The following is a 25,720-nucleotide window of genomic DNA, read 5'->3' as shown; positions in this document are numbered from 1 at the left end:
AGCGAACACGTTCGGCCGGCTGTTAGGAAACTATGCAGGAAATCAACGACTTCATTCTCGCGGCGGCCGCGCAGCCCTGGGTCCTGTTCCTGGTGCTGGCGTGTTGCCTCATTGATGGGTTTTTCCCACCCATACCCAGCGAATCCGTGGTTGTTGGACTGGCTGCTGTTGCTGCGACGGCTGATGTCCCTAATCCTTGGCTCCTCGCAACAGTCGCAGCGCTCGGGGCGTTCCTGGGCGACAACATCGCGTATTTGATTGGCCGGGGTGTGGGGGTAAACCGTTGGAGGTGGATGCGGGGACGTCGGATGCAGAAGGCGTTCCGCTGGGCCGGGCTTGAATTGAGGAAACGCCCTGCCTCCCTGATCCTCGTAGCCCGGTTCATTCCCATTGGCCGCGTGGCGGTCAACCTCACCGCGGGAGCCACGCACTTCCCGCACGTGCGCTTTGTGCTGCTCACGGTGCTCTCAGCAATCCTGTGGGCGGCCTACTCAGTAGGAATCGGCCTGTTTTTCGGGCAGTGGTTCGAGAACAATCATCTGCTTGGCGCCGTGATCGCCATCATCTGCGCGGTGGGCCTTGGCATTGTGGTGGACCTTGTGATCAGCAGGCTGCGCGGCAAGCTTCCGGAAGAGCCGGATGAAGAGTCCGGCGAGCGTGAGGCGTCCCGCGAGGCGGGCGCCTGAGGACACGGCCTCCAAGCGGGCTTTCAGCCTTTAGACGTACTTCCCTGGTTGGGAAATCAGCCCCTGGGTGGATACTTCCAGTCGGTAGATAAAGATACGCTCAAACTGGTGTTTCCCCCGGCCGGGGCGTAGCGAACGACGCCCCGGCCGTGGGACACTGAAGAGCGATTTCCATCACATGCAGCTGAGCGATTTTTCGTCTAGGAGAACCACCGCGTGGAGTTTATTAATGAGGCCGTGCTCCATGCGGCGGGACAGTGGTGGATCTACCCTGTATTGCTGGTGTTTTTCTTCGTTGACGGCTTCGCCATGGTGGTCCCCAGCGAGACCCTTATTGTCGCGCTCGCAGCGTTTTCCCGGCACAGCGGGGAACCCAATCTTTGGATCCTCGGGACAACTGCCCTGGTGGGAGCCATCGCCGGTGACAACATGGCTTTCCTCCTGGGCCGGAGGATCGGCCTTGAACGGTGGAAGTGGATGCGCCGGGCGAAGGTCCAAAAAGCCTTCGGCTGGGCACGCTACGAACTCGAAAAACGCGGCGCTGTCCTGATCTTCACCGCAAGGTATATCCCGTGGGGGCGGGTGGCGGTCAATTACGTGGCCGGGAGTACCGGTTTTGCGCACCGCCGCTTTTTCCTGCTGGACGCCTTCGCCTGCATCACCTGGGTGGGCTACTCAATCGGCATCGGCATCCTGGCAAGCTCGTTCCCCTGGCTCCACCACAATCCGCTGCTCAGCGCCGGAATTGCCGTGGTGTTCGCCATCGTGCTGGGAATCCTCATCGACCACGTGCTGCGGTGGTGGCACAAGCACCTCGCCCGTAATGATGCCGAAGTGGTTGATGAATGGCTGGACGGCGGTCCTGCCGGCGCGCAGACCCCGGAATCCGGCACTTCTCCCATCCTCGCCCCTGCCGCAGTGGACGCAGAACCCAGGGGAACCTAGCGGCTGGCATTAGCAGGCCGCCAACCCTAAGGTTGGAACGTGACTGAGCCTATCCTTGACGCTGCCCCTGCCCTCGACTTCGACCTGAAGAGCCTTCCCAAGGTCTCCCTGCACGACCATCTGGATGGCGGATTGCGCCCGTCCACCATTATTGAACTCGCGAATGAAGTGGGACACACCCTCCCCACCACCGATCCTGTGGCGCTCGGCGAGTGGTTCCGGGAATCCGCCGATTCAGGCTCCCTTGTCCGCTACCTCGAAACCTTCGATCACACCGTTGCGGTCATGCAGACCAAAGACGGCCTGTTCCGGGTCGCCAAGGAGTTCGTCGAGGACCTGGCGGACGACGGCGTCGTGTACGGCGAAGTGCGCTGGGCACCCGAGCAGCACCTCCAGAAGGGTCTGACCCTGGACGAGACGGTTGAGGCCGTCCAGGCCGGGCTTGAGGCAGGAGTGGACTCCGTTGCCGAAAGCGGCCGCGACATCCAGGTGGGCCAGCTCATCACTGCCATGCGCCACGCTGACCGCGGCCAGGAAATCGCCGAACTTGCTGTGCGGCACCGGGACCGCGGCGCGGTGGGCTTCGACATCGCCGGAGCTGAGGACGGGTTCCTCCCCTCACGCTTCAAGGAAGCCTTCACCTACCTGGCTGAAAACAACTTCCCGGCCACCGTCCACGCCGGCGAGGCCGCAGGACTGGAAAGCATCCAGTCCGCACTGGTGGACGGCCGGGCCCTCCGGCTGGGCCACGGTGTACGCATCGCCGAGGACATCATGGTTGAGTTCGAAGACGCGGAAGATGCCGCTGACGACGACGACAACGTGGGACTCGTGACGCTTGGGAACCTTTCAAGCTGGGTCCGGGACCGGGGCATCGCCTTGGAAATCTGCCCCTCCTCCAACCTGCAGACGGGCGCCATCGCAGGATTCGGCGACGACCTCGACAGCCACCCGTTGGACATGCTGTACCAGCTGGGCTTCAACGTCACCATCAACACCGACAACCGCCTTATGAGCGGGGTGACACTCACCGACGAGTTTGAACTCCTGGTTGAGACGTTCGATTACGACCTTGACGACCTGCTTGAACTCACCCTGAACGCCGCCGAGGCCGCCTTCCTGCCGCTCGAAGAAAAGGAAGCCCTCGTCGAATACATCAACGACGCCTACGCCAACCTTGCCTGACAGCCACGGAAACGGGCCGGACGGCAGCCGTCTGGAAAGCAACGGATCTCCCGTTGCAGACCTCATCGCTGTCGTCGCGGCCCTCCGGGAGCACTGCCCCTGGATGGGGGAGCTAACCCACGAGTCGCTGGTGGAGTATCTGCTGGAGGAAGCCTTTGAGGTCGCCGAGACCATCGAGACGGGCGCTGCCGAGGCCGAACTCCAAGGTGAACTGGGCGATGTGCTCCTGCAGGTTGTCCTCCACGCCCGCCTGGCCCAGGAACGCGATGTTTTTGAATTCGACGACGTCGTCCGCAGCATCACCGGCAAGATGATCCGCCGCAACCCCCACGTTTTCCGCCCCGACGGCACTCTCCAGGAGACTTTCCCGGCCACAGTGGCTGAGATTGTGGAGAAATGGGATGCCGTCAAGAGGACGGAAAAGCCGGCAGGCACTGGTGTCTTTGAAGGCATCCCGCTCGCCTTACCCGCTCTTGCCCGCGCCCAGAAGTCACTGGACCGGGCAGAGCGGGCCGGACTGGATCTACCCGCCGTACCGCCTGAGAAGTTGGCTGCATTAATGCCTGTATCAACGCCTGTATCAATGCCTGCGGCGGGGCACGGCGCGTACTCCGAAAAAGAGCTGGGCGAGCTCCTTTTTGGCCTTGTAGCGGGGGCACGGGCCCGGGGCCTGGATGCAGAACGTGCCCTGCGGGGGACCATCCGCGAATTCCAGGAAGGCAACCACTCGCCTTCATGACGTCAAGGTGCCGGAGAGGTTTCCGTAACCTGTACCACTCTCGACTACGCTTGTCCTGACGAGTACGTCGAGTTTTCAGCTAGATTCCCAGTAAATCGCTTCACCATAAGGAGCATATTCATGGCGCTTATCGATGCCATCCACGCCCGCGAGATCCTCGATTCCCGCGGCAACCCGACAGTAGAAGTTGAAGTTCTGCTTTCCGACGGCCAGATCGGCCGCGCAGCAGTCCCGTCCGGTGCTTCCACCGGCGAGCACGAGGCCGTCGAACTCCGCGACGGAGACAAGGGCCGTTACCTCGGCAAGGGCGTCCAGAAGGCCGTCGACGCCGTCATCGACCAGATCGCACCTGCCCTGATTGGCTTCGACGCCACAGACCAGCGCAGCATCGATCAGGCCATGATCGACCTGGACGGTACACCCAACAAGAGCAAGCTCGGCGCCAACGCAATCCTGGGTGTATCCCTGGCCGTTGCCAACGCTGCTGCGGCGTCTGCGGACCTGCCCCTGTACAAGTACTTGGGCGGACCGAACGCCCACGTTCTGCCCGTACCCCTGATGAACATCCTCAACGGCGGCTCCCACGCCGATTCCGACGTCGACATCCAGGAATTCATGGTTGTCCCGCTCGGTGCCGAGACCTTCTCCGAGGGCCTGCGCTGGGGCGTTGAGGTTTACCACGCACTGAAGGCCGTCCTCCAGGAAAAGGGCCTCTCCACGGGCCTTGGCGATGAAGGCGGCTTCGCGCCGAACCTGCCGTCCAACCGTGCTGCACTGGACCTGATCCAGGAAGCCATCAAGAACGCCGGCTACACCCCGGGTACGGACATCGCACTGGCGCTGGACGTTGCCTCCTCCGAGTTCTTCACGGACGGTGCATACCAGTTCGAAGGCAAGGCGCTTTCCGCTACCGAGATGAGCGCCTACTACGCCGAACTCGTCGCCGACTACCCGCTGGTCTCCATCGAAGACCCGCTGGATGAGAACGACTGGGAAGGCTGGAAGACCCTCACTGACACCATCGGTGACAAGGTCCAGCTCGTTGGCGATGACCTGTTCGTCACCAACCCGTCCATCCTGCAGCGCGGCATTGACACCAAGACCGCCAACTCTCTGCTGGTGAAGGTCAACCAGATCGGTTCACTGACCGAAACTCTGGACGCCGTCAGCCTGGCCCAGCGTGCCGGCTTCACCACCATCACCTCACACCGCTCAGGCGAGACCGAGGACACCACCATCGCCGACATCTCCGTCGCCACGAACGCCGGCCAGATCAAGACGGGCGCCCCGGCACGTTCGGAGCGTGTGGCCAAGTACAACCAGCTGCTGCGCATCGAAGAAGAACTCGACGACGCCGCACGCTACGCCGGCCGCAGCGCGTTCCCGCGTTTCAGGGGCTAGTAGCCGCGAAAACGCCTGACCGGTGGCTATGGTTGAAAGACCATGGCCACCGGTTTTCTTTAACCGGGCAGGCATCGGCTCCCACGCGGGCCGGCAGAATCACCAAGAGAACAGCAGCAAGGCAAGAGCAGCAACCGCCCGCAAGGACAAGGGCATTACAGGAGTGTCATGGCAACCCGACGTCCCAAGGTTCCCAGGGTCACCACTGCGGCCCCCAAGGCGGAAGGGACCGATGGCGGCGACGTCATTCAGGCGAATTTCGGCTCCACAGCTTCAGGGACGAAGGCTGGTTCCGCAAGCCAGGGGCTGCGGGCAGGCGAACCCCAGAGTGCTGCAAAAGTTACCGGTGATAAACCGGGAGCAGCCAAGGCCGCAGCAGATGAAACGGGCACGGCCAAACCTGCTGCCGGTAAGCGCGGAACGAACAAGTCCTCCGCAGGGCAGGCCAAAGCGGAGGCCCGCAGCGGCGTGGGAACACCGCGTTACAGCCTGAAGAGACCCCGGCCCTCCGAACGCAATGGAGACGAGTCCCTGGATCCTGTTCCTGCACGGGCGTTTTCCGGGCGGTTGTTGGCGCTGGCAGTGGTGATGATCGCCATCACTGTGATGCTCGCACCGACAGTGAAGATTTACGTCGACAAATCAGCCGAAATAGCTGCTCTGGAAGCGGACATTGCCGCCCGCAAGGCAGAGCAAAACGGCCTTAGGCAGCAGGTCTCCCGATGGCAGGATCCCAACTACGTCAAACAGCAGGCCCGGGACCGCATTAACATGGTTATGCCGGGTGAGACCAGCTATTGGGTTTTTGGCAGCAATGAGCCTGCCGGAAGCAGCAGTGGACAGGCCGGTGCAGGATCAGCAGAAGACCCGGCCAACTTGCCATGGGTGGATGCCCTTTGGGAGTCCATCCGGCGGTCGGCAACAGACTAGAAGCGGCACCCACCGCTTGGAGTGTCCCCGGACAGCCCCGCCGGGCACGAAGGTGCCAGCGCGGTCAAATGAGCGCCGTGGAATTGATCGCGGTGGAATGAACGTAATGGAATGGAACGCAGTGGAATCGAATGCAGCGGCCTCGCCTGAGGAACTCCGCCAGCCGTCAGAAAAGGATCTTGACGTCCTCAGCCGCCAGCTCGGCCGGCCGGTAAGGGACGTCGTCGAGATTCCGGCGCGCTGTGTCTGCGGCAACCCCCTGGTCGCGGCCACTGCACCCCGGCTCAGCAACGGAACCCCGTTCCCGACGACGTTTTACCTGACACACCCCGTCATCACCTCCGCTGTATCGCGGCTTGAGGCCGCTGGGCTGATGAACACCATGAACGAGCGGCTCACTGAAGACATCCTCCTGGCAGAGCGTTACCGGTCCGCCCACGAGGCCTACCTGCGCTCCCGGAACGAAATCGGCGCACGCTGCGGAATCGGCGCGGTGCCGGAGATCGGCGGCGTTTCAGCAGGCGGGATGCCCACCCGCGTCAAATGCCTCCACGTCCTGGTGGGGCACTCCCTGGCTGCCGGGCCGGGCGTGAACCCTCTCGGTGATGAAGCGCTGACTGCCATCGCAGAGTGGTGGACGGCCGACCGTTGCTACTGCGCCGGAGCCTGGGATACCGCCGGCGAGACGCCTTCCCGGGAACTAAGCCGTCACGGCCCCCAAGGCTTGCCTGACATCGTCGGCCGCCCCGCCCCTGTACGCGGCCCTGCCGCACGGAAGGATCTCCCATGACCCGGGTAGCAGCCGTTGACTGCGGCACAAATTCAATCCGCCTTCTGATCGCTGATGCCGCACGCCAGGACGGCACATTTGCCCTGAACGATGTGGTGCGGGAAATGCGGGTGGTGCGGCTCGGCCAAGGGGTGGATGCCACGGGGGAGTTGGCGCAGGAGGCACTCGACCGGACCTTCGCTGCAGCGGCGGACTATGCGTCGATGATCAGGGACCACAGGGCCAGCCAGGTCAGGTTCGTGGCGACCTCGGCCACCAGGGATGCTGCCAACCGGCAGGTCTTTGTGGACGGCATCCGCGAGCTCCTCGGCGTGGAACCGGAAGTCATTTCCGGAGACGAGGAGGCTGCGTTGTCCTTTGCCGGAGCCAGCAGTGTGCTGCCCTCCAGAGACCAGGACCCTGTGTTGGTAGTGGATCTGGGAGGTGGAAGCACGGAGTTTGTGCTGGGCGATGTCTCCGGCGTGATTGCCGCGAAATCGGTGGATATCGGGTGTGTCAGAATGACGGAACGCCATCTGCTCAGTGACCCTCCGAGCGCCCAGGAGATCGCCGCGGCGGAGGCCGACGTCGATGCCGCCATCAGCCAAGCGGCACTGACGGTTCCCCTCGAACGTACTGCCGCCGTCGTCGGCGTTGCCGGCTCCATTACCACCATTACCGCGCACGCCTTGCGGCTGCCTGAGTACTCGCCCAGCGCAATCCACGGCAGCGAACTGAGCATCGAGGTGATCCGGGAGGCGGCCAGCGACCTGCTGCGGATGACACGTGCGGAAAGGGCGGCCCTGCCCTATATGCACCCGGGCCGGGTCGACGTTATCGGGGCGGGGGCGCTGGTGTGGCGCCGCGTGCTGGAGCGGATGGCCGAGGTCACTGAAGGCCGGATAACTACGGCTGTCAGCAGCGAACACGATATTCTCGACGGAATTGCCCTCAGCGCCCTCTAGCCGCCTTCACGCCCCACCCACTGGCTGACAGGGCCTGACCACCCTAAGTGCCGCCTGACGTACAGTCGATTGGACCAGAATGACCAGAGCAACAGCCCGGTACCGCCGGACCGCCTCCGCACTCATCGCTGTGGCCCTCGCTGGCGGAAGCCTGACCACCGCTCTTGTCGCGGCGCCGGCCGCACACGCCGATGCCTGGCGGGACAAGCAGTACTGGCTGGCCGAATCCGGCATCACCAAGGCCTGGGAGGTCTCCAAGGGCGCCAACGTAAAGGTGGCCGTGATCGACAGCGGCGTGGACGCGGAGCACCCTGACCTTATGGGTGTGGTTGTAGGAGGCACTGATGCCTCGGGCGCCGGCAGCCCGGATGGACGCAAGAGCATCGGAGCGAAGCCGGAGCACGGGACGCTGGTTGCAACAATGCTGGCAGGCCGTGGACACCAGCCTAAGGATTCAACCGCGAAGCCGAGCAGCGGTCCGGAACCCACAACAGGGCCCGACGGGATTATGGGCGTTGCTCCCGAAGCCCAGATTCTTTCAGTCTCCACCTGGCTCGGTTCGCCGAACCCGGGTGGCAGGACCGATCAGGAACAGATTCCAAATGCCGTCCGGTGGGCAGTGGACAACGGGGCGAGGGTCATCAACATCTCGCTAGGCAGCACTTCACCGCAGTGGCCCCAGAGCTGGGATGCGGCCTTCCTCTATGCCGAGCAAAAGGATGTGGTCATTGTTGCGGCGGCCGGAAACCGGGTGGGGGGAAACGTTCAGGTCGGAGCACCTGCCACGATCCCCGGCGTGCTCACCGTGGCCGGGTTGGACCGCAAAGGCGTGGCCAGCGTCGATTCGTCCTCACAAGGCATAAGCATCGGCGTGGCTGCCCCCGCCGAAGACCTGCTCGGTGGCATGCCGGGCGGCGGCTATGCGGAATGGGCCGGAACATCGGGGGCGACGCCGATTGTGGCCGGCGTTGCCGCGCTGATCCGTTCCAAGTGGCCGGAGATGAGCGCCCGGCAGGTGATCAACCGCATCGTCACCACCGCTAAAGACGCCGGTGTCCCGGGCAAGGATCCCATCTATGGCTTCGGAGTCCTGAACGCAGAGGCGGCGCTGAAAGCCAATGTTCCAGAAACCGCAGTGAATCCGTTGGGCACCATTTCGGACTGGATCCGGGTTCACCGCAGGGGAGGGGAGGCGCCTGCGGCAACTGTTCCCAGCGAACGGCCCACGAGTGCTGCCCCCACCCTTCCCGAAGCGACGGTGCCTGCAGCACAGGCTCCCTCCACGGGCCAGGCGGTCCTTCCCGCTGTCGTAGTGGTGGGCTTCGGATTACTCTTCCTGGCCATTGTCGGCGCCGGGACTTTACAGTTTCTGCGGGCATACAGGAATCCCGTTAAAGCGCCGGAAGAGCCTGATACCGGAGTCCTTGAAGCTGTCCCGTCCAGTCAGCGGACAGGGGCCGGACCTAGTTAGTGAAGATTTTCACAAACTACTGTATTCTTGAAACATGGCAACCACCCCACAGCTCCAGGACCGTCCCAGGGTACTCGTCGTAGGCGGCGGGTACGTCGGCCTGTACGTAGCCCTCAAACTGCAGAAGAAGATCGCGAATGCCGGTGGCATCGTCACCCTCGTTGATCCCCTGCCCTACATGACCTACCAGCCGTTCCTGCCGGAGGTTGCCGGTGGAAACATCGAGGCACGCCATGCCGTTGTTTCGCACCGTCAGCACCTCAAGCAGACCGAGCTGATCCAGGGCCGTGTCGTCTCCATCGATCACGCCAACCGGACGGCCGTTGTAGCACCGGCGGACGGCGGCGCCAACTTTGAAGTTCCTTACTTCGACGTTGTTGTTGCAGCTGGTGCCATTACGCGCACCTTCCCCATCAAGGGACTCGCTGACAAGGGGATCGGCCTCAAGACCATCGAGGAAGCTGTTGCACTCCGCAACAAGGTTCTCGAGCGGATCGAAGCCGCCTCCGTGATGACCGACCCCGCCGAACGCGCCCGGGCCCTCACCTTCGTCGTTGTGGGAGGTGGCTTCGCAGGTATTGAGTGCATCACCGAGATGGAAGATCTGGCCCGCGCAGCTGTCCGGAACAACCCCCGCATCAGCCAGGAGGAAGTCCGCTTCGTACTGGTTGAAGCCATGGGCCGCATCATGCCCGAGGTCACAGAGAAGCAGGCCGAGTGGGTTGTGGAGCACCTCCGCAGCCGCGGCATCGAGGTGCTGCTGAACACGTCGCTGGACAACGCCGAGGGCGCCCTCAAGCTGATCAACCTGCCGGATAAGACGCTGGCACAGGAATTTGAGGCTGACACCCTGGTCTGGACTGCAGGCGTGCAGGCTAACCCGATGGTGCGCTCCACCGATTTCCCCCTGGATGAGCGCGGCCGTGTCCGCACCTTGCCGGACCTCCGCATCGCCGGGGACGAAGGCATCGTCGAAAACGCCTGGGCTGCCGGCGACGTCGCAGCTGTTCCCGACCTTTCCGGCGGTGGAGTGGGCGGCTTCTGCGTCCCCAACGCACAGCATGCGCTGCGCCAGGCCAAGCGGCTTGCCAAGAACCTGTGGGCCTCCCGGTGGGAGAAGGACCTCAAGGACTACAAGCACAAGAACCTGGGCGCTGTTGCCGGTTTCGGTGAGTGGAAGGGCGTTGCCAACATCAATCTAATCGGCAGCATCGGCCTCAAGGGCGGACTCGCCTGGCTGGCCCACCGCGGCTACCACGGAATGGCGATGCCTACCTTTGAGCGCAAGTTCCGGGTCATCCTCAACTGGATCATCGCCTTCTTTGTGGGCCGCGACACTACTCAGCTGATCGACCTGGACAACCCGCGCGGCGCCTTCGTTGCTGCTGCTACTCCGGCACCCAAGCCTGCCGCTGCGGCCCAGCCGGAGATTCCTGCGGGCAAGCAAGGGGCTCCGGTGGCTAATGCCAAGGAATCAGTTTCGGCGGACAGCAAGTAGCTGCGCTGACACACACTCTGTAACGCGCGACGGCGGCCGTTCCCTTATCGGGGATGGCCGCCGTCGTCGTTAACGCGCTCCGACACTGCTGCTTCAGCTGGCTTCTGCGGACGGCCGGCTACGTAGACTGGCCCCATGACAGGCGAAAAAGACCTCCAGGCACTTCTGGCGACGATGCAGCCCGCACTGCGGCAGGGCGACTATGTGTACGCTCTCTGGCCGCACGGCAAGCCACTGGGAGGCGGCATTGAAGCAGCTGTCCGGGAAGCCGAGGGCCTCACTGTGGTGCTGTCGCGGAGCGAGGCGGACGCGCTGGGATTGCAGTACGATTTCGTGGCGTCCTGGATCACCCTCCAGGTCCACTCGGCCCTTGAGGCGGTGGGCTTAACGGCTGCGGTGAGCGCCGCACTGACATCAGCCAAGATCAGCTGCAACGTGCTGGCCGGGTTCCACCACGATCATCTGCTGGTCCCTGTTGCCGACGCTCCTCGAGCTATGGCTGTGCTGACCGAACTTGCGGCTGAGAATGCCCATGTGCCGGCGCCCCAGCTCGTGCTGCGCGACGAGCGCCCGGAGGACAGGGACGCGCTCCTGGAGCTCACTGCGGCGGCCTTCGCCGTGTCACCGGCGACGGGCCTGCCGGTAGAAGGTGAGCCGATAGAGGTGGAGGTGCTCCGCCAGCTTTTTGATTGTGATGAGTACCTGCCCCGGTTCAGCATCGTTGCAGAGCTCGACGGCGAAATTGTGGGCCACGTTATCAGCACCCGAGGTTGGGTTGGTGAGCTGGAGCTGCTGGGCCTGGGCCCCATAGGGGTGGTGCCCAAGCTGCAGCGGCACGGCATAGGCTCGGCGCTGATGCACGAGACTGTTGTCCGGGCCAATGCAGCGGGGGAATGGGGTATCGCTCTGCTGGGAAGTCCCGTCTACTATGAGCGGTTCGGGTTTGTGCCATCAACCTCCCTTGGTATTGATCCGCCGGACCCGGGGTGGGGTGATTACTTCCAGTTGCTCCCGCTGGCAGTGTGGCCTGGAGGCATCCATGGGACATTCCGGTACGCCGGGCCACTTGCACGCATTTGACGGGATAACATTGACCGGGCGCCCCAGTAGCCCAATTGGCAGAGGCAGCGGACTTAAAATCCGCGTGTTGTGGGTTCGAGTCCCACCTGGGGCACTTTGTTGCACGGCTTGCTTCGCTACGCCGGCGCACCTCTTGCCTTCCGATTTTCGGCACCCTGCTGCGCCTCACCTTGGCTCCCTAGGGCCGTTAGGTTTCCCATAGGCAACGAGTGTTATAAGGATGTGACCGTAGTCACTTATTTTCGGGCCAAAATTGCACTAGCTTGAAAGTTAAACCCAGGAACACCTGGTAATTCGCATCAAAGGCCGTTCGCACCTTTCGATCGAGGAGATTCTAAATGATTGCAATTCCCCAGGCAGCGCCACGGGTTGCTAAGCTCACAGCGCTTAGCTTCGGTGTCGCTCTTCTGGCTACGGCTTGTGGCGGTTCACCTACCCCCGGCTCGACAGAAACCACCACGGCACCGTCCGCAGGCATCGCCTGTCCTGCAGGAGCTGGAGGCGGCACCACCACCGCGCCCGCAGCAGCATCCGGTTCCGTCCCAGAGTCAACCACCACCACCGACACACCGTTGAAGATCGGCTCGCTTCTGCCGACAACGGGCAACCTGGCATTCCTTGGCCCACCCGAAATCGCCGGTGTTAACCTTGGCATCCAGGAGGTCAACGCCGCTGGCGGTGTCCTTGGCAAGCCTGTAGAAGTTATTCACCGCGACTCCGGTGACACCAAGACAGATATTGCGACGCAGTCCACGTCGGCTTTGCTCGGCCAGGGCGTCAGCGCGATTGTTGGCGCAGCCTCATCGTCTGTCTCCAAGACGGTCATCAACCAGATCACCGGCGCTGGTGTCATCCACTTCTCACCGGCCAACACGTCCCCTGACTTCACCACGTGGGATGACAAGGGCCTGTACTGGCGTACCGCGCCCTCTGACGTCCTGCAGGGCAAGGTCCTCGGAAACTACATGGCCACCTGTGGCGCCCAGACCGTTGGCATGATCGTCCTGAACGATGCCTATGGAACCGGCCTGCAGAAGAACGTCAAGGAAGCCTTTGAGGCAGCCGGCGGCAAGGTTGTTGCCGAAGAGCTGTACAACACGGGCGACTCCCAGTTCAGCAGCCAGGTGGACAAGGTCATTGCAGCCAAGCCGGATGCCATCGCCCTGATCACCTTCGACGAGGCAAAGAGCATCATTCCGCTGCTGACCGGCAAGGGCGTCAAGCCTAACCAGATGTTCCTCGTGGACGGCAACATGGCTGACTACAGCAAGGACCTGCAGCCGGGAACCCTGAAGGGCGCCCAGGGAACCATCCCTGGCACGTTCGCCAAGGATGACTTCAAGAAGAAGCTCCTGGCCATCGATCCGGCCCTCAAGGACTACAGCTACTCCGGAGAGTCCTACGACGCCGTGAACCTGATCGCACTGGCCTCGGAAGCGGCCAAGAGCACCAACGGTGTGGAGATTTCCAAGCAACTGAAGGCTGTCTCCGAAGCCGGCGAGAAGTGCAGCGATTACCCGTCCTGTGTCACGTTGCTTCGCGAGGGCAAGGACATTGACTACGACGGCCAGTCCGGCCCCGTAACGTTCTCGGACGCTGGTGACCCGACTGAAGCCTTCATCGGCATCTACGAGTACCAGGACGACAACAAGTACACACCCGTGAAGGAAGAATTCGGCAAGCTGTAAAGCCGAGCGCTAACCGACACTAAAGGAGGGCCCCCGTCCAGGCAGTTTCAAGCCTCGGACGGGGGCCTTCCAGTTGCCCGGGAACGACCCCCTGCTTAGTGAGGCCAGCTGACAGGCCCGCCGCCTGCTGGGTGAGTGCACTGTGAGGCCCTGCGCATAGGGGGGCGCCAGTGGATGGTGGGGCACCCAAGCAGAAGGGCCGCCACCGGATGGTGACGGCCCTTCTCCCGGGGTTATCCGGGTAAGACAGCTGATTACTCGCCCAGCCGATTTACTCCACTGTGTCGGCCAAGGTGCCGAGGTAGAGCTGGATAACCTTGGGATCCTTCATCAATTCGCGGCCGGTACCCGTGTAGGCATCCTTCCCCTGGTCCAGGACGTAGCCACGGTCGCAGATCTGCAGGCAGCGGCGGGCGTTCTGCTCAACCATGATCACCGAGACACCCGCCCTGTTGATCTCGTGGACGCGGAGGAACGTCTCGTCCTGTTTGACGGGTGAGAGGCCGGCAGAGGGCTCATCAAGCAGCAGAACAGCAGGTTCCATCATGAGTGCGCGTCCCATGGCAACCATCTGGCGTTCACCGCCGGACAGGGAGCCTGCACGCTGGGCCCGCCGCTTGCCGAGTTCGGGAAACAGGCTGGTGACGAACTCAAACCTTTTGGCGAAGTCTTTGGGCCGCTGGAACATGCCCATCTGCATGTTTTCCTCGATGGTGAGGGTGGCAAACACGTTGTTGTTCTGCGGAACAAAACCCACGCCCTGGGTGACCAGCTTGTTCGCCTTGAGCCCGGTGATGTCCTGTCCACGCACCACAACCGAGCCTGAATGAACCTTGACGAGTCCGAACATGGCCTTCAGCAGGGTGGACTTGCCGGCGCCGTTGGGGCCGATGATGCCGATCAGCTCACCCTTGCGGGCTTCAATGCTGCAGCCGTTGAGGATGTTTACGCCGGGAAGATAGCCGGCGACGAGATCGGTAACCTTTACGACGACGTCATCGGTGGACGCCATTTGAGGTGACGTCGCTGCGCTGGTTGCACTCATTCTTTGTCCTTGTCTGTGCGGCCGGGATCAGCCATGCCTGACTCGGGGGAGTTGGGCTCATCGGCGGCCGGAGCCTGGTGGGCTGCAGGGCTGAGGTCGGGTTGTTCGGTGTCAGCTTCCCTGATCTTGGGCACTACTGAATCAACCGCGATGATGCCGGCGTTTTCGGTACCAACGATGGATTCCTCGTCGGCTTCGAGTACTGCTTCCAGTTCCTTGATGCCTTCAGTGTCGCCAAGATCCACATCGTGGTGGGCGCCAAGGTAAGCATCGATAACAGCGGGGTTCTTCATCACTTCACCAGGGGGACCCTCGGCCACGATCTTTCCTTCGGCCATTACTACGACCCAGTCGGCGATGTGCCTGACCATGTTCATGTCGTGCTCCACGAACAGCACGGTCATGCCTTCGGCCTTGAGGTTCTTGATGTGATCCAGCAGCGACTGGGTCAGGGCCGGGTTCACCCCGGCCATGGGCTCGTCCAGCATCACCAACCTGGGCCGGACCATAAGGGAACGGGCCATCTCAAGCAGCTTGCGTTGGCCGCCGGAGAGGGACGCTGCGTAATCGTCCTTTTTGGCGTCGAGCTTGAATTTCTCGAGCAAGGCGTCCGCCTGGGAGGTGAGTTCCTTCTCCCGGCTGCCCCAAATACCTTTGAAGAGTGCCTTGGAGAGCCGTTCACCTGGCTGGTCAGCGCCACCGAGCCGCATGTTCTCCATGACAGTGAGCTTGCCCATCACCTTGGTGAGCTGGAAGGTGCGCACCATGCCCATGCGGGCCAGCTTGTACGAGGGCACGCCCTCAATGTTCTTGCCGTCAAACTGCCATTTCCCGGAGTTTGGCGTATCGAAACCGGTCAGGAGGTTGAAGAGCGTCGTCTTCCCGGCCCCGTTGGGACCGATGAGAGCTGTGATCTTGTGCCGCGGGATCTCGAGGTATTGGACGTCGACGGCGTTGATGCCGCCGAAGCTCCGCGTAACGTTTTCCGCTACAACAATGGGATCCCTCTTCTTGCAGCCGGGTGCGGCTTCCCCATCGGCAATCGGACTGGTATCTGTCATGTAATCGACGCCTGTGGCGCCCTGTGCGGTGCTGCCAGTGGTGTTGCTTGTGGAATGTGCGCTGTGGCTCATGCGAACGCCAGCTCCTTCTTGTTACCAAAGACGCCCTGGGGTCTAAAGATCATTAGCAGCATCAGGGCAATGCCAACCAGGATGTAACGCAGCTGGCCCGCCTGGACCGTGGTCAGCCAGGAAACTGCGCCGGATTCGATGAGACCGTAGAGGATGCCCTGAGTCAGGGACAGGACCACCCAGAAGATCATGGCGCCCACAACGGGCCCCAGGACCGTGGACATGCCGCCGAGGAGGAGGCAGGTCCAAAGGAAGAACGTCAGTTCAGTTCCATAGTTGGCGGGCTGGACGGCGCCGCGGGGCAAGGTGAACACCATGCCTGCGAATGCGCCAAGGATGCCGCCGATGACCAGTGCCTGCATCTTGTAGGCGTAGACGTTTTTCCCAAGGGAGCGGACTGCGTTCTCGTCTTCGCGGATTCCCTTAAGGACACGGCCCCAGGGGCTGCGCATCAGGAGCCAGACGAGCAGGCAGCACACAATAACCAGGGCCCAGGCTACGACCCGGATGAAGAAGTCACGATTGTTCATCCCCATGTAGGAACCCTCGGGGAAGGGGTTCATGGCGTAGAAACCGCCTTCGAAAGCTCCGAGGCCGTCGGCTGATCCTGTGACTGCATCAAGCTGGTTGGTTGTGACGATGTACCGCACGATTTCTGCTGCGGCGATAGTCACAATGGCCAGGTAGTCAGCCCGCAGCCGCAGCGTGGGGATACCAAGCAGCAGTGCAAACAGGCTGGAACAGATGACGGCGATGAGCAATCCGACGAAGAACGGCACGCCGAAGGTCAGTGTGGAGATGGCAAAGCCGTAGGCTCCCACCGCCATAAAGCCTGCCTGGCCGAAGTTCAGCAGGCCTGAGTAGCCGAAGTGGACGGCGAGGCCGAGGGCGGCGAGGGCGTATGCCGCCGTCGTCGGAGTGAAAAGCTCACTGAGGGCGCTGGAAAAAATAAATCCGAAGTCCATGGCTGTCTCCTAACCCACACGCTCACGCCGGCCGAGGATTCCCTGCGGGCGGAACAAGAGGACGATGATCATGATGAAGAGGGCGCCCACATACTTGAGGTCGGCGGCCAGTCCGAAGACAGTGGTCAGTTCGACGAAGATGCCAACGATAATGGATCCGACCAAGGCACCGAAGACGGTTCCCAGACCGCCGAGGGTGACGCCGGCGAAAATCAGCAACAGGATCTGCGAGCCCATGTCGAACGTGACACCGGGCCGGTAGTAGGCCCAGAGAATGCCGCCAAGGGCTGCCAACATGCCGCCTGCAACCCACACGATGCGGATCACGCCGTCGACGTCGATACCCGACGCTGCTGCCAACGCAGGGTTGTCAGCCACAGCGCGTGTGGCCTTCCCCAGACGGGTCTTGAGCAGGACAATGCCGATTACTGCGATGACAACCGCGCTGATGACCAGCGACCACAGGTTGTTGGGGGAGATGGATACCGGGCCGAGTTGGATCTCGGGGGACTGGGCGAAGGGCAGCTGCTGGGTTGCGCCGCCGAAGTTGAACTGGATGACATAGCGGACAGCGAGGGCAAGTCCGATGCTCACGATCATCATCGGGACAAGCCCGGTACCGCGCGCACGCAGGGGCTTCCAGAGGCCCGCGTCCTGAACATAACCCGAGAGCCCGCCGAGGACGAGTGCCAGGAGTCCCGCAAGCCAGAAGGGCAGGTTCATGGCGCTGAGCCCGAACATGACCACTGCGCCTAACGTGACCATCTCACCGTGAGCAAAGTTCGTGAGGCCAGTGGTACCGAAGATAAGGGAAAGTCCAACAGACGCCAGGGCCAGCAGAAGGCCGAAACTCAGGCCTGCCACCAAGCGGTTGAGCAGGTTCTGCGCGAAGTTCTGTTCCTGTACCACGATTCCTTTGCCGAAGGCGAAGATCACCGAGAGATTGGAGGTCTGGCTGAAGGTGACATTTCGTGGATTGTCCTGGCCTTCTGCCAGCTTGATGCCCTCTGGAAGCGTGGACTCGTCCAGCTCCACTTCATAGGTTCCCTGAGTAGGCACGCCGATTGTCCAGGCGCCGTTGGCGGCGGACTTTGCGGTTCCGGTGAAATCGCCGCTTGTGGCGGTGATGGTGACATCTGCGATGGGTTTACGCTCGTCATCCCGGAGGAAGCCGCTGATGCTGTTTTGGAACACCGTGCTTGTTGGCGACGGTGTGGGTGAGGGGGTGGTGGCTTGCGACGCCGGTGCGACGACGAGCAGGATTGTGATGATGGCGGCAAACACGGCCCCCACCGCTTTCAACAACCTGCCCCGTCTCCGGTGCAACGTGCCTCTCGGTGTGCTTCTCAAAATAAAAAACCTCCGCTTGGGGGGTGATCGGGTTGCGCCATTGCAACCACTGCGAACGATGCAGGCAACTAAAGGGTGGTGCGGTACTGCGATGCGCAAACCGTAATGGCTTGTGAGATTCGTCACCTTGCTTGGCCTATGTTACAGCCCGGTAGATACAAAAAATGCTGGCCTATAGGGGCTTCAACGTCGCAATAAGGTAACAACCGGTGGGGTTGGGCTCCCGATGGGACCGGCATGAAGTGAGCGCTGCCAAAGCTGCCAGCCTTTCGCTGGGGACAGCGGGGGCTTCTGATGTCACGGTTCGGTTGCGGGTAAGCGTTTCCGGGAACCAAATCTGCCTACTGCTCGTGGAAATTGATACCTTGATCTATAAGGATTATTAACCACCCCCTTTATATGGAGGACACCCGCAATGGCACTTGGCGGAAACCCGATCTTCAACGGAAAGAATTTCCGTGGAGCCACCCAGGCACCGCCTGTTCCGCAGGCTCCGTATGGCCAGAACCAGTTCGGTCAAAACCCGTATGGCCAGAATCAGTATGGCCAGCCGCAGTACGGCCAGAACCAGTTTGGGCAGAACCCTTACGGTCAGCCGCAGAATCTTTCGCAGGACCAGCTCCAGGACATGTACAACGCGCCGGCAGCCGGACGTGCCGACGTCGGACGGATGACTTTCGACGACGTCATCGTCAAGACCGCCGCTTGCCTCGGAGTCCTCATGGCCGGTGCAGCTGTGACGCTGGTCGTGGGCATGGGCCTCGCGAGCATGCTGATGATCGTCGGTGCGCTTGGCGGGTTTGTGCTCGCCCTGGTTAACACCTTCAAGAAGCAGCCCTCACCGGCACTCATCCTGGCCTACGCCGGCCTCGAAGGACTGTTCCTCGGTGGCCTGACCCGCATCCTGGACAGCATGTACGAGGGAGTCGGACTTCAGGCCGTCATCGGCACATTGTCCGTCTTTACCGTGACGCTTTTGCTCTTCAAGAGCGGCAAGGTGCGCGCCACCCCCAAGGCCATGCGCTTCTTCCTGATCGCAATGGTCGGTTATGCCCTCTTCTCAGTGGTAAACCTCGTGATGATGATGACTGGTATGGTCACGGAGCCGTTCGGCCTGCGCCATGGGATTGTGGGCATCCTCATCGGCGTCCTGGCGATCGGCCTCGCCGCATTCTCGCTGATTATGGACTTCACCAGCATCGAGGCAGGAGTCCGGGCCGGAGCACCGCAGCGGTTCTCCTGGACCGCCGCATTCGGCCTCACAGTGACCCTGGTGTGGCTGTACGTCGAGATCATCCGGCTCCTGGCAATTCTCCGCGGCGAAGATTAGCCGCAGGCAGATTCCACACTGAAGCAGGGCCCCGCCTTTCGAATAACTTCGAAAGGCGGGGCCCTGCTTTTTGCTGTCCCTCAGCTGAGGCGTTCCACAATCATGGCCATTCCCTGGCCGCCACCGACGCAGAGCGTGGCGAGCCCCAGCGTTCCGTCGGTGGAGGACAGCCCGTTGAGCAGGGTTGCCGTCATACGGGTTCCAGTCATTCCAAAGGGGTGGCCCAGGGCAATGGCGCCCCCGTGAACGTTAAGCCGGGAGTGGTCGATGCCCAGTTCGCGGGCGCTCGCGACCACCTGGACGGCGAACGCTTCGTTGAGCTCCACGAGGTCTATGTCCCCGATCCCGAGCCCTGCAGCTGCCAGGGCCCGACGGGTTGCCTCCACCGGCCCCATGCCCATCAATTCAGGTGACAAGGCGCTGACCCCCGTGGACACGATTCGGGCAAGGGGTTGAAGGCCAAGTTCACGTGCCCGGGTATCGCTCATCACCACGGCAGCAGCGGCACCGTCGTTCAGGGGGCAAGCATTGCCGGCAGTAACCGTCCCTTCTGTACGGAAGACGGGCTGTAAGGCACTGACTGCTTCCATGGTCACTCCCGAGCGGGGTGAATCGTCCTTGCTGACCACGGTGCCGTCCCGCCGTGTGTAAGGGGAAATCTCGCGCGCGAAGAATCCGGAGGCTATGGCAGCCTCGGCACGGTTCTGGCTCAGGACAGCCCACTCATCCTGTTCAGCCCTGCTGATTCCGTGGGTTGTGGCGACGTTCTCCGCGGTCTGGCCCATGGAGATATAGATATCAGGCATCCGCTCGCCCATGCGGGGATCGGTCCAGGGCGTGTTCGAGGCAGCCCGGGCAGCAGTGCGCTGGCCGGCGGCTTCGAAGAGCGGATTGTGGTTGTGCGCGTCCGTTTCGCCGGCCCCCGCCCAGGAGCTGTAGCGGGAAACAGCCTCGACGCCGCCCGCGACGAAAGCCCGCCCCTCCCCGGCCTTGATGGCGTGGAAAGCCATCCGTATGGTTTGGAGGCTGGAGGCACAGAACCTGTTGACTGTTGCTGCCGGTACATCGTCCAGGTTGGTCAGGATGGTGACCACGCGTGCCATGTTGGACCCTGCTTCTCCGCTTGGCTCGGCACAGCCCAGGTAGAGATCGTCCAGGCCCTCGCCATCATGGCCGCGAGGGTTGAACTGGGGAATCTTGTCCAGGGCAGCGGTGACCATGGCCGCTGCCAGGTCGTCGGGCCGTTCGTCTTTGAGGGAGCCCTTGAACGCTCGGCCGATGGGGCTCCTGGCAACGGAAACAATGACAGCTTCAGGCATGGCCCCAGCCTACGCCGTGGTCACGCCAGCCGCATGGCCCCCTCAGCAGGGGTAACAGTGAAAATATCGGGAGCTGTGTAGCCGGCGTGCGCGAAAGCCTGCACGACGGCGGTGCGCACCTGTTGCTCGGCTTCCAGGGGAGTGAGCGCTATGGCCGCACCGCCAAAACCTCCGCCAGTCATCCTGGCTCCGATGGCCCCGTTCGAGCGGGACGTCTCAACAGCAAGGTCGAGCTCGCGGCAGGAGATTTCAAAGTCGTCCCGCATGGACACGTGGCTGGCATCGAGGAGCGGGCCGATGGCGCGGGGACCCTCGCTGGCCAGGAGCTCAACTGTTTGAAGCACGCGGTCGTTCTCCGTCACCACATGGCGCACCCGACGGAAGGTTTCTTCATCCAGGAGCCCGCTGGCCTCCTCGAGCTCCTCGATGCCAACGTCGCGGAGGGCCTTGACGCCGAGCACATCAGCCCCTAGTTCACAGGAGGCGCGGCGTGAAGCGTAACCGCCGTCGGCATGCGAGTGGGAAACCTTGGTGTCGATCACCAGCATCACAAGACCGGCGGGATGCGCCTCGAACGGCACCAGCTTGACGGTCTGGTCCCGGCAGTCCAGGAACACAGCGTGGTCCTTGGCGCCGCGCAACGACGCCGACTGGTCCATGATGCCGGTTGGGGCTCCGACGAAGTCGTTTTCCGCCCGTTGGGTGGCCAGGACCATCTCCTCGGCTTCCAGGCCCGCTCCCGTCAGCTCGTTCAGGGCTGAGATGACGGCGCATTCGATGGCATGGGAGGAGGACAGCCCTGCACCCAGGGGAACATCTGAATCGAGCAGCAGATCCATGCCCGGGACGGTGATGCCACGCTGTTGCATGGCCCAGATTACGCCGAGCGGGTACTTGGTCCACCCGCGCGTCGTGGATTTATCCAGTGCGGTGGTGTCCGCCGTCGTCATGCCCTGATCCCCGTAGGTGGAGAGCAGGCGTAGGACGGAGTCCGGCCTGGTGCGGACGGCGATCCTTGCCGTTTTGTCGATGGCAAAGGGAAGGACAAAGCCTTCGTTGTAGTCCGTGTGCTCACCAATGAGGTTGACGCGCCCCGGTGCCATCCAGACGCCGTCGGGCTCGGCGCCGAACGCCTCGGTAAAACGGGCGGCCAGCTGGCTGGCGGTCAAGGGAGCAGTCATGCAGGGACACCTTCCGGGGTGTGGTTCAGTGAGGACGGCTGCGTGCCAACCGCACGCAGTCTCTCGGCGACAAGTTCAGGGGTTGTGTCGTTGATAAAAGCACCCATGGCCGCTTCTGAGCCGGCCAGGTATTTGAGTTTATCTGCGGCGCGGCGTGGTGATGTCAACTGGAGGTGCAGGTAGCCGGCAGGGCGAAGGAGGTCATCCAGTGGCGCCTGATGCCAAGCCGAAATGTAGGGCGTAGGAGTGGGGTAGAGGGTGTCGAGCCGTTTCAGCAGATCCAGATAGACATGGGAGAGCTCGTCCTTCTCTTCTCCGGTCAGAGCGGCCAGATCCGGGACCTGGCGGTGAGGCACCAGGTGGATCTCCAACGGCCAGCGTGCGGCGAAGGGCACGTACGCGCTGAAATTTTCTCCCTCAAGCACCATACGGCTGCCGTCCTCGCGCTCGGACCGCAGGAGTGAACCGGTGAGGGTCTCACGACCATCGGCGGCGTCGTAAAACTTCCGGGCGGCTGCTCCCAGGACGCCGGCACGCGGCGTGACGTACGGGTAGGCGTAAATCTGCCCATGCGGATGATGGAGGGTGACGCCGATATCTGCGCCCCGGTTTTCAAACGGGAACACCTGCTTGATGCCTTTCATGGCGCTCAAGGCTTCTGTACGGTGCGCCCAGGCTTCAATGACTGTGCGCGCCCGCACCTCAGTCAGTCCGCTGAATGAACCGGTGTGGTCCGGGGTGAAGGAGACAACCTCACATCGGCCGTACGCCGGGCCTGTGGTACCCCATTGCGGGTGGTCGGGGATGGATCCCAAGGCCGGGCCGAGGGAGGGAAAACGGTTCTCGAACACCACGACGTCGTAATCCGGCGCAGGGATCTCGGAGGGGTTGTTGGCTGTGGTGGGGCAGATGGGGCACTGGTCTGCTGGCGGCAGGTGGGTGCGGCTCTGCCGGTGCGCTGCGACAGCCACCCATTCATCGGTCAGGGCATCGAACCTGACTTCACCTGGCTCCCCGCGCGCGGGCAGGGGCCGGTGGTCCACCGTATCCGCCTGGCTCCGACCGTGGGCGGTCTCGTCAGTGTCGTCGAAGTAGATCAGCTCCCTGCCATCGGCAAGCTGGGTGCTGGTGATAGCAGTCATGGGTGCGGTCCTTATTTCTTTGGGGGTTCGGGGGATTGCCATGCTAGCGGGATCAGTCCCTTTAAGCGGTGGACGTCCGGTGGGGTTCGATAACCATTATTTCATAAACGATCAAAAAGTAATAGTTTCTAACAAAAGATAACAAAGCGTGGTAAGGCATGGCGGAAAAGCCCAATGCCCAGCCAGCCGTCTTCCACTGTGCCGGGCAGGAGATTGACCTGTACGGTGGTGCCATGAATCCCAGCATGGACCGGAACACTGACGTTGCAAACAGTGGGACGAGGCATTGTGCCACCGGACGCCAATATGAACTCCGTCTCGGCGACGCCCTGGCCGTAGTAACGGAACTCGCCGCAGGATTGCGGCTGTTCAGCCGTGGGGGAACCCAGCTTACGGAAAGCTACGGCGACGCCCAGATTCCGCCTGGCGCAACCGGCATAACCCTGGCACCTTGGGCAAACAGGATCGAAAACGGTGTGTGGCAGCTGAACGGGAAAAAACAGCAGCTGGACATCACCGAAGTTTCGCGCAACAACGCCAGCCATGGCCTCCTGCGCAACACCGCCTACCAGCTCCTGACGGAATCCGATTCCTCGGTCACTCTGGAGGGCGTAGTTTTTCCGCAGCACGGATATCCGTTCCTGGTAAGGCATCAGGTGCAGTACTCCCTCACGGAGGATCTGGGCCTGCACGTGCGGCAGACACTCGTCAATGACTCGCAGGAGCCTGCTCCGTTCGTGCTCGGCGCCCACCCATACCTGCGGTTGGGCGATGTATCTGCGGAAGAACTGCTTCTTACGGTCAAGGCGTCCACCCGGCTGGTGGCGGACTCACAACTGATTCCCCGCAGCTCTGCGGCAGTAGACGGAGACAACGATCTCCATGGCGGACGCCGGGTGTCTGAGCTGGACCTCGATGTCGCCTTCACAGACCTCGAGTTCGACGACGGCGTTGCCCGCCAAACGCTAACGGCCGGCGACGGCAGCAGTGTCAGCCTCTGGCAGGACGAATCCTGCCGCTACGTGCACGTGTTCGTGACCGATACGTTCCCGGGCAGGGCAAAAGCAGTGGCAATTGAACCTATGACCGGTCCGGCCAATGCCTTTAACAGCGGCGACGGTCTCCGTTGGCTTGCTCCCGGGGAGGCATTCAGTATGACGTGGGGGATTGACGCCAGCCTCGCCGATGAGGATATGCCTCGCCTGTGAGGATATGCCAAGCCTGTGAGCACAGGACTTCGGGTGGGCACGGGCTTTCCAACGGGCTCAGCGGAGACGCCTGACAGCCGGCAGCGGTAACCGCGTCCGGTTTCCCATCAGCGCCTCGCTGGTGAATCATTAGGCTATGACGCCAGCCAAGGACGCCGTACCCTCCAGCAGCCCCAGCCCCAGCCCCGCTACCCCGGTCGCGGGAGGATACCCAGCCACGGAAGGATCCCCGGCAGCAGCGCCAGGTGGCAATGCCGCAAACCCGAATGCCGCCGTCGTTCCTGAGACTGTGCGCGAGGCAGGGCCGGGGGGCAGCCTCCCGCCGAACGCCGCCGTCGTTCCTGACACGGAAACGGTCCCGGAGGCCCCGCCCGAAACTGTAACGAACGCTGTTCCTGAGCCCCTTCCCGGGGCCGGTTCCGCCGCTGGCGCCAGGCCGCGAACGGACCGCGAACTCGATCAGGACATTCCGTACGGGATCCGCATTGCAGCATCCTGGGCCTGGCGTATCGGCCTGATCCTGCTGGTCAGCGCCGGCCTGATCTGGCTTCTCAGCCGGATCAGTTTCCTCATAATCCCGGTCATGGTTGCTGCCCTTCTCGCAGGCCTTCTTAGCCCGGTAACCCGATGGCTGAAACAGCAAGGCGTGCCCAACGGGCTGGCCGTTGCCATCACCTTGCTTGGGTTCATCGGGGTCATCGCCGGTGCCCTGGCGCTGGTTGGCAGGCAGCTGGTGACGGGATTCAGCGAGCTGTGGACCGAAGCGCTTGCCGGTGTCCAGAAGGTGCAGACGTGGCTTGCGGAGGGGCCCCTTCATCTCTCGGCCGCCCAGATTGACCAGTACCTCAAAGAGGCCACTGATGCGCTGCAAAACAACTCCAGCAGCATTCTGAGCGGCGCTCTGTCCTTTGGGAATACCGCGGGCCACTTCGCCGCCGGACTCCTTATCGCCCTCTTCGTGACCATCTTCTTCCTCCTGGAAGGCGAACGGATCTGGGCGTTTCTTGTCAGGCTGCTGCCACGGAAGGCGCGGGCAGCAACCAGCGGAGCCGGACGCAAGGGCTGGGCATCCATGGTCAGCTATGTTCGAATCCAGATGTTCGTCGCCTTCGTCGATGCAGTGGGCATCGGCGTGGGTGCGGCCATCATCGGAGTGCCGCTGGCCCTGCCGTTGAGTGTCCTGGTCTTCATCGGTTCCTTTATCCCCATCGTCGGCGCCCTGGTCACGGGCGCTGTTGCAGTGTTGCTGGCGCTGGTGGCTAACGGCGTAGTCAACGCACTGATCATGCTGGGCATCGTGCTCGTGGTCCAGCAGCTCGAAAGCCATATCCTCCAGCCGCTGGTCATGGGCAGGGCGGTAGCGCTCCACCCGGTGGCCGTGATTCTCTCAGTTGCCGCGGGTTCCTACCTTGCCGGTATCCCTGGCGCGCTGTTCTCGGTACCCATCCTGGCCGTAGCAAACTCGGCAATTCGCTATATTGCCGGCAGGACGTGGGAATATGAAGGAGTGCCGGCAGTCGCGGACGCCCGGGCAACCGGGGATACCGCAGAAGCCGGCAGGGACAACACCTTCAAGGAAGCTCACCTTCCGGGTGCCAAGCCCCGAAACGGCAAAGGCGCCGTGCAGCATTCAGGTATCCCCGGCCACGCCGGACCGGATACCGGAGCCGAAAACCCTAAAGGAGAATAG

The 25,720-nt window shown here is 62.5% G+C and carries 22 protein-coding genes and 1 tRNA gene; 16 read left to right on the top strand and 7 right to left on the bottom strand.

Annotated features, from left to right (window positions below):
* Positions 1-32: 32 nt before the first annotated feature.
* The 13 genes from M1E02_RS15390 to M1E02_RS15330 all read left to right on the top strand — a co-directional run bounded on the left by M1E02_RS15390 (position 33) and on the right by M1E02_RS15330 (position 13,357).
* A complete protein-coding gene (locus M1E02_RS15390) occupies positions 33-686 on the top strand; it encodes a DedA family protein (protein ID WP_479375088.1) in 654 nt (217 codons plus the stop codon).
* 216 nt (positions 687-902) lie between these two features.
* Entirely contained in the window at positions 903-1,631 is a 729-nt protein-coding gene (locus tag M1E02_RS15385) for a DedA family protein (RefSeq protein WP_479375087.1), read from the top strand.
* A gap of 39 nt (positions 1,632-1,670) precedes the next feature.
* Positions 1,671-2,816, top strand: coding sequence for an adenosine deaminase (locus M1E02_RS15380; protein ID WP_479375086.1), 1,146 nt, complete (start codon positions 1,671-1,673; stop codon positions 2,814-2,816).
* Positions 2,817-2,919: 103 nt separating this feature from the next.
* Positions 2,920-3,555 carry a MazG nucleotide pyrophosphohydrolase domain-containing protein gene (locus M1E02_RS15375; protein ID WP_479378183.1) on the top strand — a complete coding sequence of 212 codons (636 nt, stop codon included), beginning with the start codon at positions 2,920-2,922 and terminating at the stop codon, positions 3,553-3,555.
* 120 nt (positions 3,556-3,675) lie between these two features.
* On the top strand, positions 3,676-4,956 hold the full coding sequence (gene eno / locus M1E02_RS15370; protein WP_479375085.1) for a phosphopyruvate hydratase: 1,281 nt from the start codon (positions 3,676-3,678) through the stop codon (positions 4,954-4,956).
* Positions 4,957-5,124: 168 nt separating this feature from the next.
* A complete protein-coding gene (locus tag M1E02_RS15365) occupies positions 5,125-5,886 on the top strand; it encodes an FtsB family cell division protein (protein WP_479375084.1) in 762 nt (253 codons plus the stop codon).
* A 106-nt stretch (positions 5,887-5,992) separates the two neighbouring features.
* Complete coding sequence (locus M1E02_RS15360) at positions 5,993-6,676, top strand: DUF501 domain-containing protein (protein ID WP_479375083.1); 684 nt, start codon at positions 5,993-5,995, stop codon at positions 6,674-6,676.
* Positions 6,673-7,620 (top strand): Ppx/GppA phosphatase family protein, encoded by a 948-nt coding sequence (locus M1E02_RS15355; protein WP_479375082.1) that lies wholly within the window; start codon positions 6,673-6,675, stop codon positions 7,618-7,620. Before M1E02_RS15360 ends, M1E02_RS15355 begins: the two co-directional genes overlap by 4 nt.
* 79 nt (positions 7,621-7,699) lie before the next feature.
* Positions 7,700-9,091 (top strand): S8 family serine peptidase, encoded by a 1,392-nt coding sequence (locus M1E02_RS15350; RefSeq protein WP_479375081.1) that lies wholly within the window; start codon positions 7,700-7,702, stop codon positions 9,089-9,091.
* A 34-nt stretch (positions 9,092-9,125) separates the two neighbouring features.
* On the top strand, positions 9,126-10,589 hold the full coding sequence (locus M1E02_RS15345; RefSeq protein WP_479375080.1) for an NAD(P)/FAD-dependent oxidoreductase: 1,464 nt from the start codon (positions 9,126-9,128) through the stop codon (positions 10,587-10,589).
* 135 nt (positions 10,590-10,724) lie between these two features.
* On the top strand, positions 10,725-11,669 hold the full coding sequence (locus M1E02_RS15340; protein ID WP_479375079.1) for an N-acetyltransferase: 945 nt from the start codon (positions 10,725-10,727) through the stop codon (positions 11,667-11,669).
* 20 nt (positions 11,670-11,689) lie between these two features.
* Positions 11,690-11,763: transfer RNA gene (locus M1E02_RS15335), tRNA-Leu, on the top strand.
* Positions 11,764-12,007: 244 nt separating this feature from the next.
* Entirely contained in the window at positions 12,008-13,357 is a 1,350-nt protein-coding gene (locus M1E02_RS15330) for an ABC transporter substrate-binding protein (RefSeq protein WP_479375078.1), read from the top strand.
* Positions 13,358-13,628: 271 nt separating this feature from the next.
* On the opposite strand, the gene M1E02_RS15325 is transcribed toward M1E02_RS15330, so the two are convergent.
* The 4 genes from M1E02_RS15325 to M1E02_RS15310 form a co-directional block, all read right to left on the bottom strand.
* Entirely contained in the window at positions 13,629-14,402 is a 774-nt protein-coding gene (locus M1E02_RS15325; RefSeq protein ID WP_309106198.1) for an ABC transporter ATP-binding protein, read from the bottom strand.
* Positions 14,399-15,463, bottom strand: a complete 1,065-nt coding sequence (locus tag M1E02_RS15320) for an ABC transporter ATP-binding protein (protein WP_479378182.1) — start codon at positions 15,461-15,463, stop codon at positions 14,399-14,401. Before M1E02_RS15320 ends, M1E02_RS15325 begins: the two co-directional genes overlap by 4 nt.
* A gap of 68 nt (positions 15,464-15,531) precedes the next feature.
* Positions 15,532-16,500 carry a branched-chain amino acid ABC transporter permease gene (locus M1E02_RS15315; RefSeq protein WP_479375077.1) on the bottom strand — a complete coding sequence of 323 codons (969 nt, stop codon included), beginning with the start codon at positions 16,498-16,500 and terminating at the stop codon, positions 15,532-15,534.
* A gap of 9 nt (positions 16,501-16,509) precedes the next feature.
* Positions 16,510-17,793 (bottom strand): branched-chain amino acid ABC transporter permease, encoded by a 1,284-nt coding sequence (locus tag M1E02_RS15310; protein WP_479375076.1) that lies wholly within the window; start codon positions 17,791-17,793, stop codon positions 16,510-16,512.
* 472 nt (positions 17,794-18,265) lie between these two features.
* On the opposite strand from M1E02_RS15310, the gene M1E02_RS15305 reads away from it, so the two are divergent.
* A complete protein-coding gene (locus M1E02_RS15305) occupies positions 18,266-19,180 on the top strand; it encodes a Bax inhibitor-1/YccA family protein (RefSeq protein ID WP_479375075.1) in 915 nt (304 codons plus the stop codon).
* Between the two features lie 80 nt (positions 19,181-19,260).
* On the opposite strand, the gene M1E02_RS15300 is transcribed toward M1E02_RS15305, so the two are convergent.
* Genes M1E02_RS15300 through galT form a run of 3 tightly spaced genes read right to left on the bottom strand, consistent with a single transcriptional unit; the run spans position 19,261 to position 22,822 of the window.
* Positions 19,261-20,499: an acetyl-CoA C-acetyltransferase gene (locus tag M1E02_RS15300; RefSeq protein WP_479375074.1), complete on the bottom strand. Its 1,239-nt coding sequence runs from the start codon at positions 20,497-20,499 to the stop codon at positions 19,261-19,263.
* A 20-nt stretch (positions 20,500-20,519) separates the two neighbouring features.
* Positions 20,520-21,680, bottom strand: coding sequence for a galactokinase (gene galK / locus M1E02_RS15295; RefSeq protein ID WP_479375073.1), 1,161 nt, complete (start codon positions 21,678-21,680; stop codon positions 20,520-20,522).
* Positions 21,677-22,822, bottom strand: coding sequence for a galactose-1-phosphate uridylyltransferase (gene galT / locus M1E02_RS15290; RefSeq protein ID WP_479375072.1), 1,146 nt, complete (start codon positions 22,820-22,822; stop codon positions 21,677-21,679). Before galT ends, galK begins: the two co-directional genes overlap by 4 nt.
* A 233-nt stretch (positions 22,823-23,055) precedes the next feature.
* Here galT and M1E02_RS15285 point away from each other — a divergent pair, with 233 nt between their 5' ends.
* Together M1E02_RS15285 and M1E02_RS15280 are read left to right on the top strand one after the other, a co-directional pair.
* A complete protein-coding gene (locus tag M1E02_RS15285) occupies positions 23,056-24,030 on the top strand; it encodes an aldose 1-epimerase family protein (protein ID WP_479378181.1) in 975 nt (324 codons plus the stop codon).
* A 136-nt stretch (positions 24,031-24,166) separates the two neighbouring features.
* A complete protein-coding gene (locus tag M1E02_RS15280) occupies positions 24,167-25,720 on the top strand; it encodes an AI-2E family transporter (protein WP_479375071.1) in 1,554 nt (517 codons plus the stop codon).

The sequence above is a fragment of the Arthrobacter sp. Z5-13 genome (genome assembly GCF_056499105.1).
This window is presented reverse-complemented; position numbering and strand designations above follow the sequence as displayed.

Excerpts from the sequence above, each read along its gene's own strand:
- M1E02_RS15390 (WP_479375088.1), top strand. The coding sequence starts at position 33 with ATGCAGGAAATCAACGACTTCATTCTCGCGGCGGCCGCGCAGCCCTGG.
- M1E02_RS15375 (WP_479378183.1), top strand. The coding sequence starts at position 2,920 with ATGGGGGAGCTAACCCACGAGTCGCTGGTGGAGTATCTGCTGGAGGAA.
- eno (WP_479375085.1), top strand. The coding sequence starts at position 3,676 with ATGGCGCTTATCGATGCCATCCACGCCCGCGAGATCCTCGATTCCCGC.
- M1E02_RS15365 (WP_479375084.1), top strand. The coding sequence starts at position 5,125 with ATGGCAACCCGACGTCCCAAGGTTCCCAGGGTCACCACTGCGGCCCCC.
- M1E02_RS15360 (WP_479375083.1), top strand. The coding sequence starts at position 5,993 with ATGGAATGGAACGCAGTGGAATCGAATGCAGCGGCCTCGCCTGAGGAA.
- M1E02_RS15355 (WP_479375082.1), top strand. The coding sequence starts at position 6,673 with ATGACCCGGGTAGCAGCCGTTGACTGCGGCACAAATTCAATCCGCCTT.
- M1E02_RS15350 (WP_479375081.1), top strand. The coding sequence starts at position 7,700 with ATGACCAGAGCAACAGCCCGGTACCGCCGGACCGCCTCCGCACTCATC.
- M1E02_RS15345 (WP_479375080.1), top strand. The coding sequence starts at position 9,126 with ATGGCAACCACCCCACAGCTCCAGGACCGTCCCAGGGTACTCGTCGTA.
- M1E02_RS15340 (WP_479375079.1), top strand. The coding sequence starts at position 10,725 with ATGACAGGCGAAAAAGACCTCCAGGCACTTCTGGCGACGATGCAGCCC.
- M1E02_RS15330 (WP_479375078.1), top strand. The coding sequence starts at position 12,008 with ATGATTGCAATTCCCCAGGCAGCGCCACGGGTTGCTAAGCTCACAGCG.
- M1E02_RS15325 (WP_309106198.1), bottom strand. The coding sequence starts at position 14,402 with ATGAGTGCAACCAGCGCAGCGACGTCACCTCAAATGGCGTCCACCGAT.
- M1E02_RS15320 (WP_479378182.1), bottom strand. The coding sequence starts at position 15,463 with ATGACAGATACCAGTCCGATTGCCGATGGGGAAGCCGCACCCGGCTGC.
- M1E02_RS15315 (WP_479375077.1), bottom strand. The coding sequence starts at position 16,500 with ATGGACTTCGGATTTATTTTTTCCAGCGCCCTCAGTGAGCTTTTCACT.
- M1E02_RS15305 (WP_479375075.1), top strand. The coding sequence starts at position 18,266 with ATGGCACTTGGCGGAAACCCGATCTTCAACGGAAAGAATTTCCGTGGA.
- M1E02_RS15300 (WP_479375074.1), bottom strand. The coding sequence starts at position 20,499 with ATGCCTGAAGCTGTCATTGTTTCCGTTGCCAGGAGCCCCATCGGCCGA.
- galK (WP_479375073.1), bottom strand. The coding sequence starts at position 21,680 with ATGACTGCTCCCTTGACCGCCAGCCAGCTGGCCGCCCGTTTTACCGAG.
- galT (WP_479375072.1), bottom strand. The coding sequence starts at position 22,822 with ATGACTGCTATCACCAGCACCCAGCTTGCCGATGGCAGGGAGCTGATC.
- M1E02_RS15285 (WP_479378181.1), top strand. The coding sequence starts at position 23,056 with ATGAATCCCAGCATGGACCGGAACACTGACGTTGCAAACAGTGGGACG.
- M1E02_RS15280 (WP_479375071.1), top strand. The coding sequence starts at position 24,167 with ATGACGCCAGCCAAGGACGCCGTACCCTCCAGCAGCCCCAGCCCCAGC.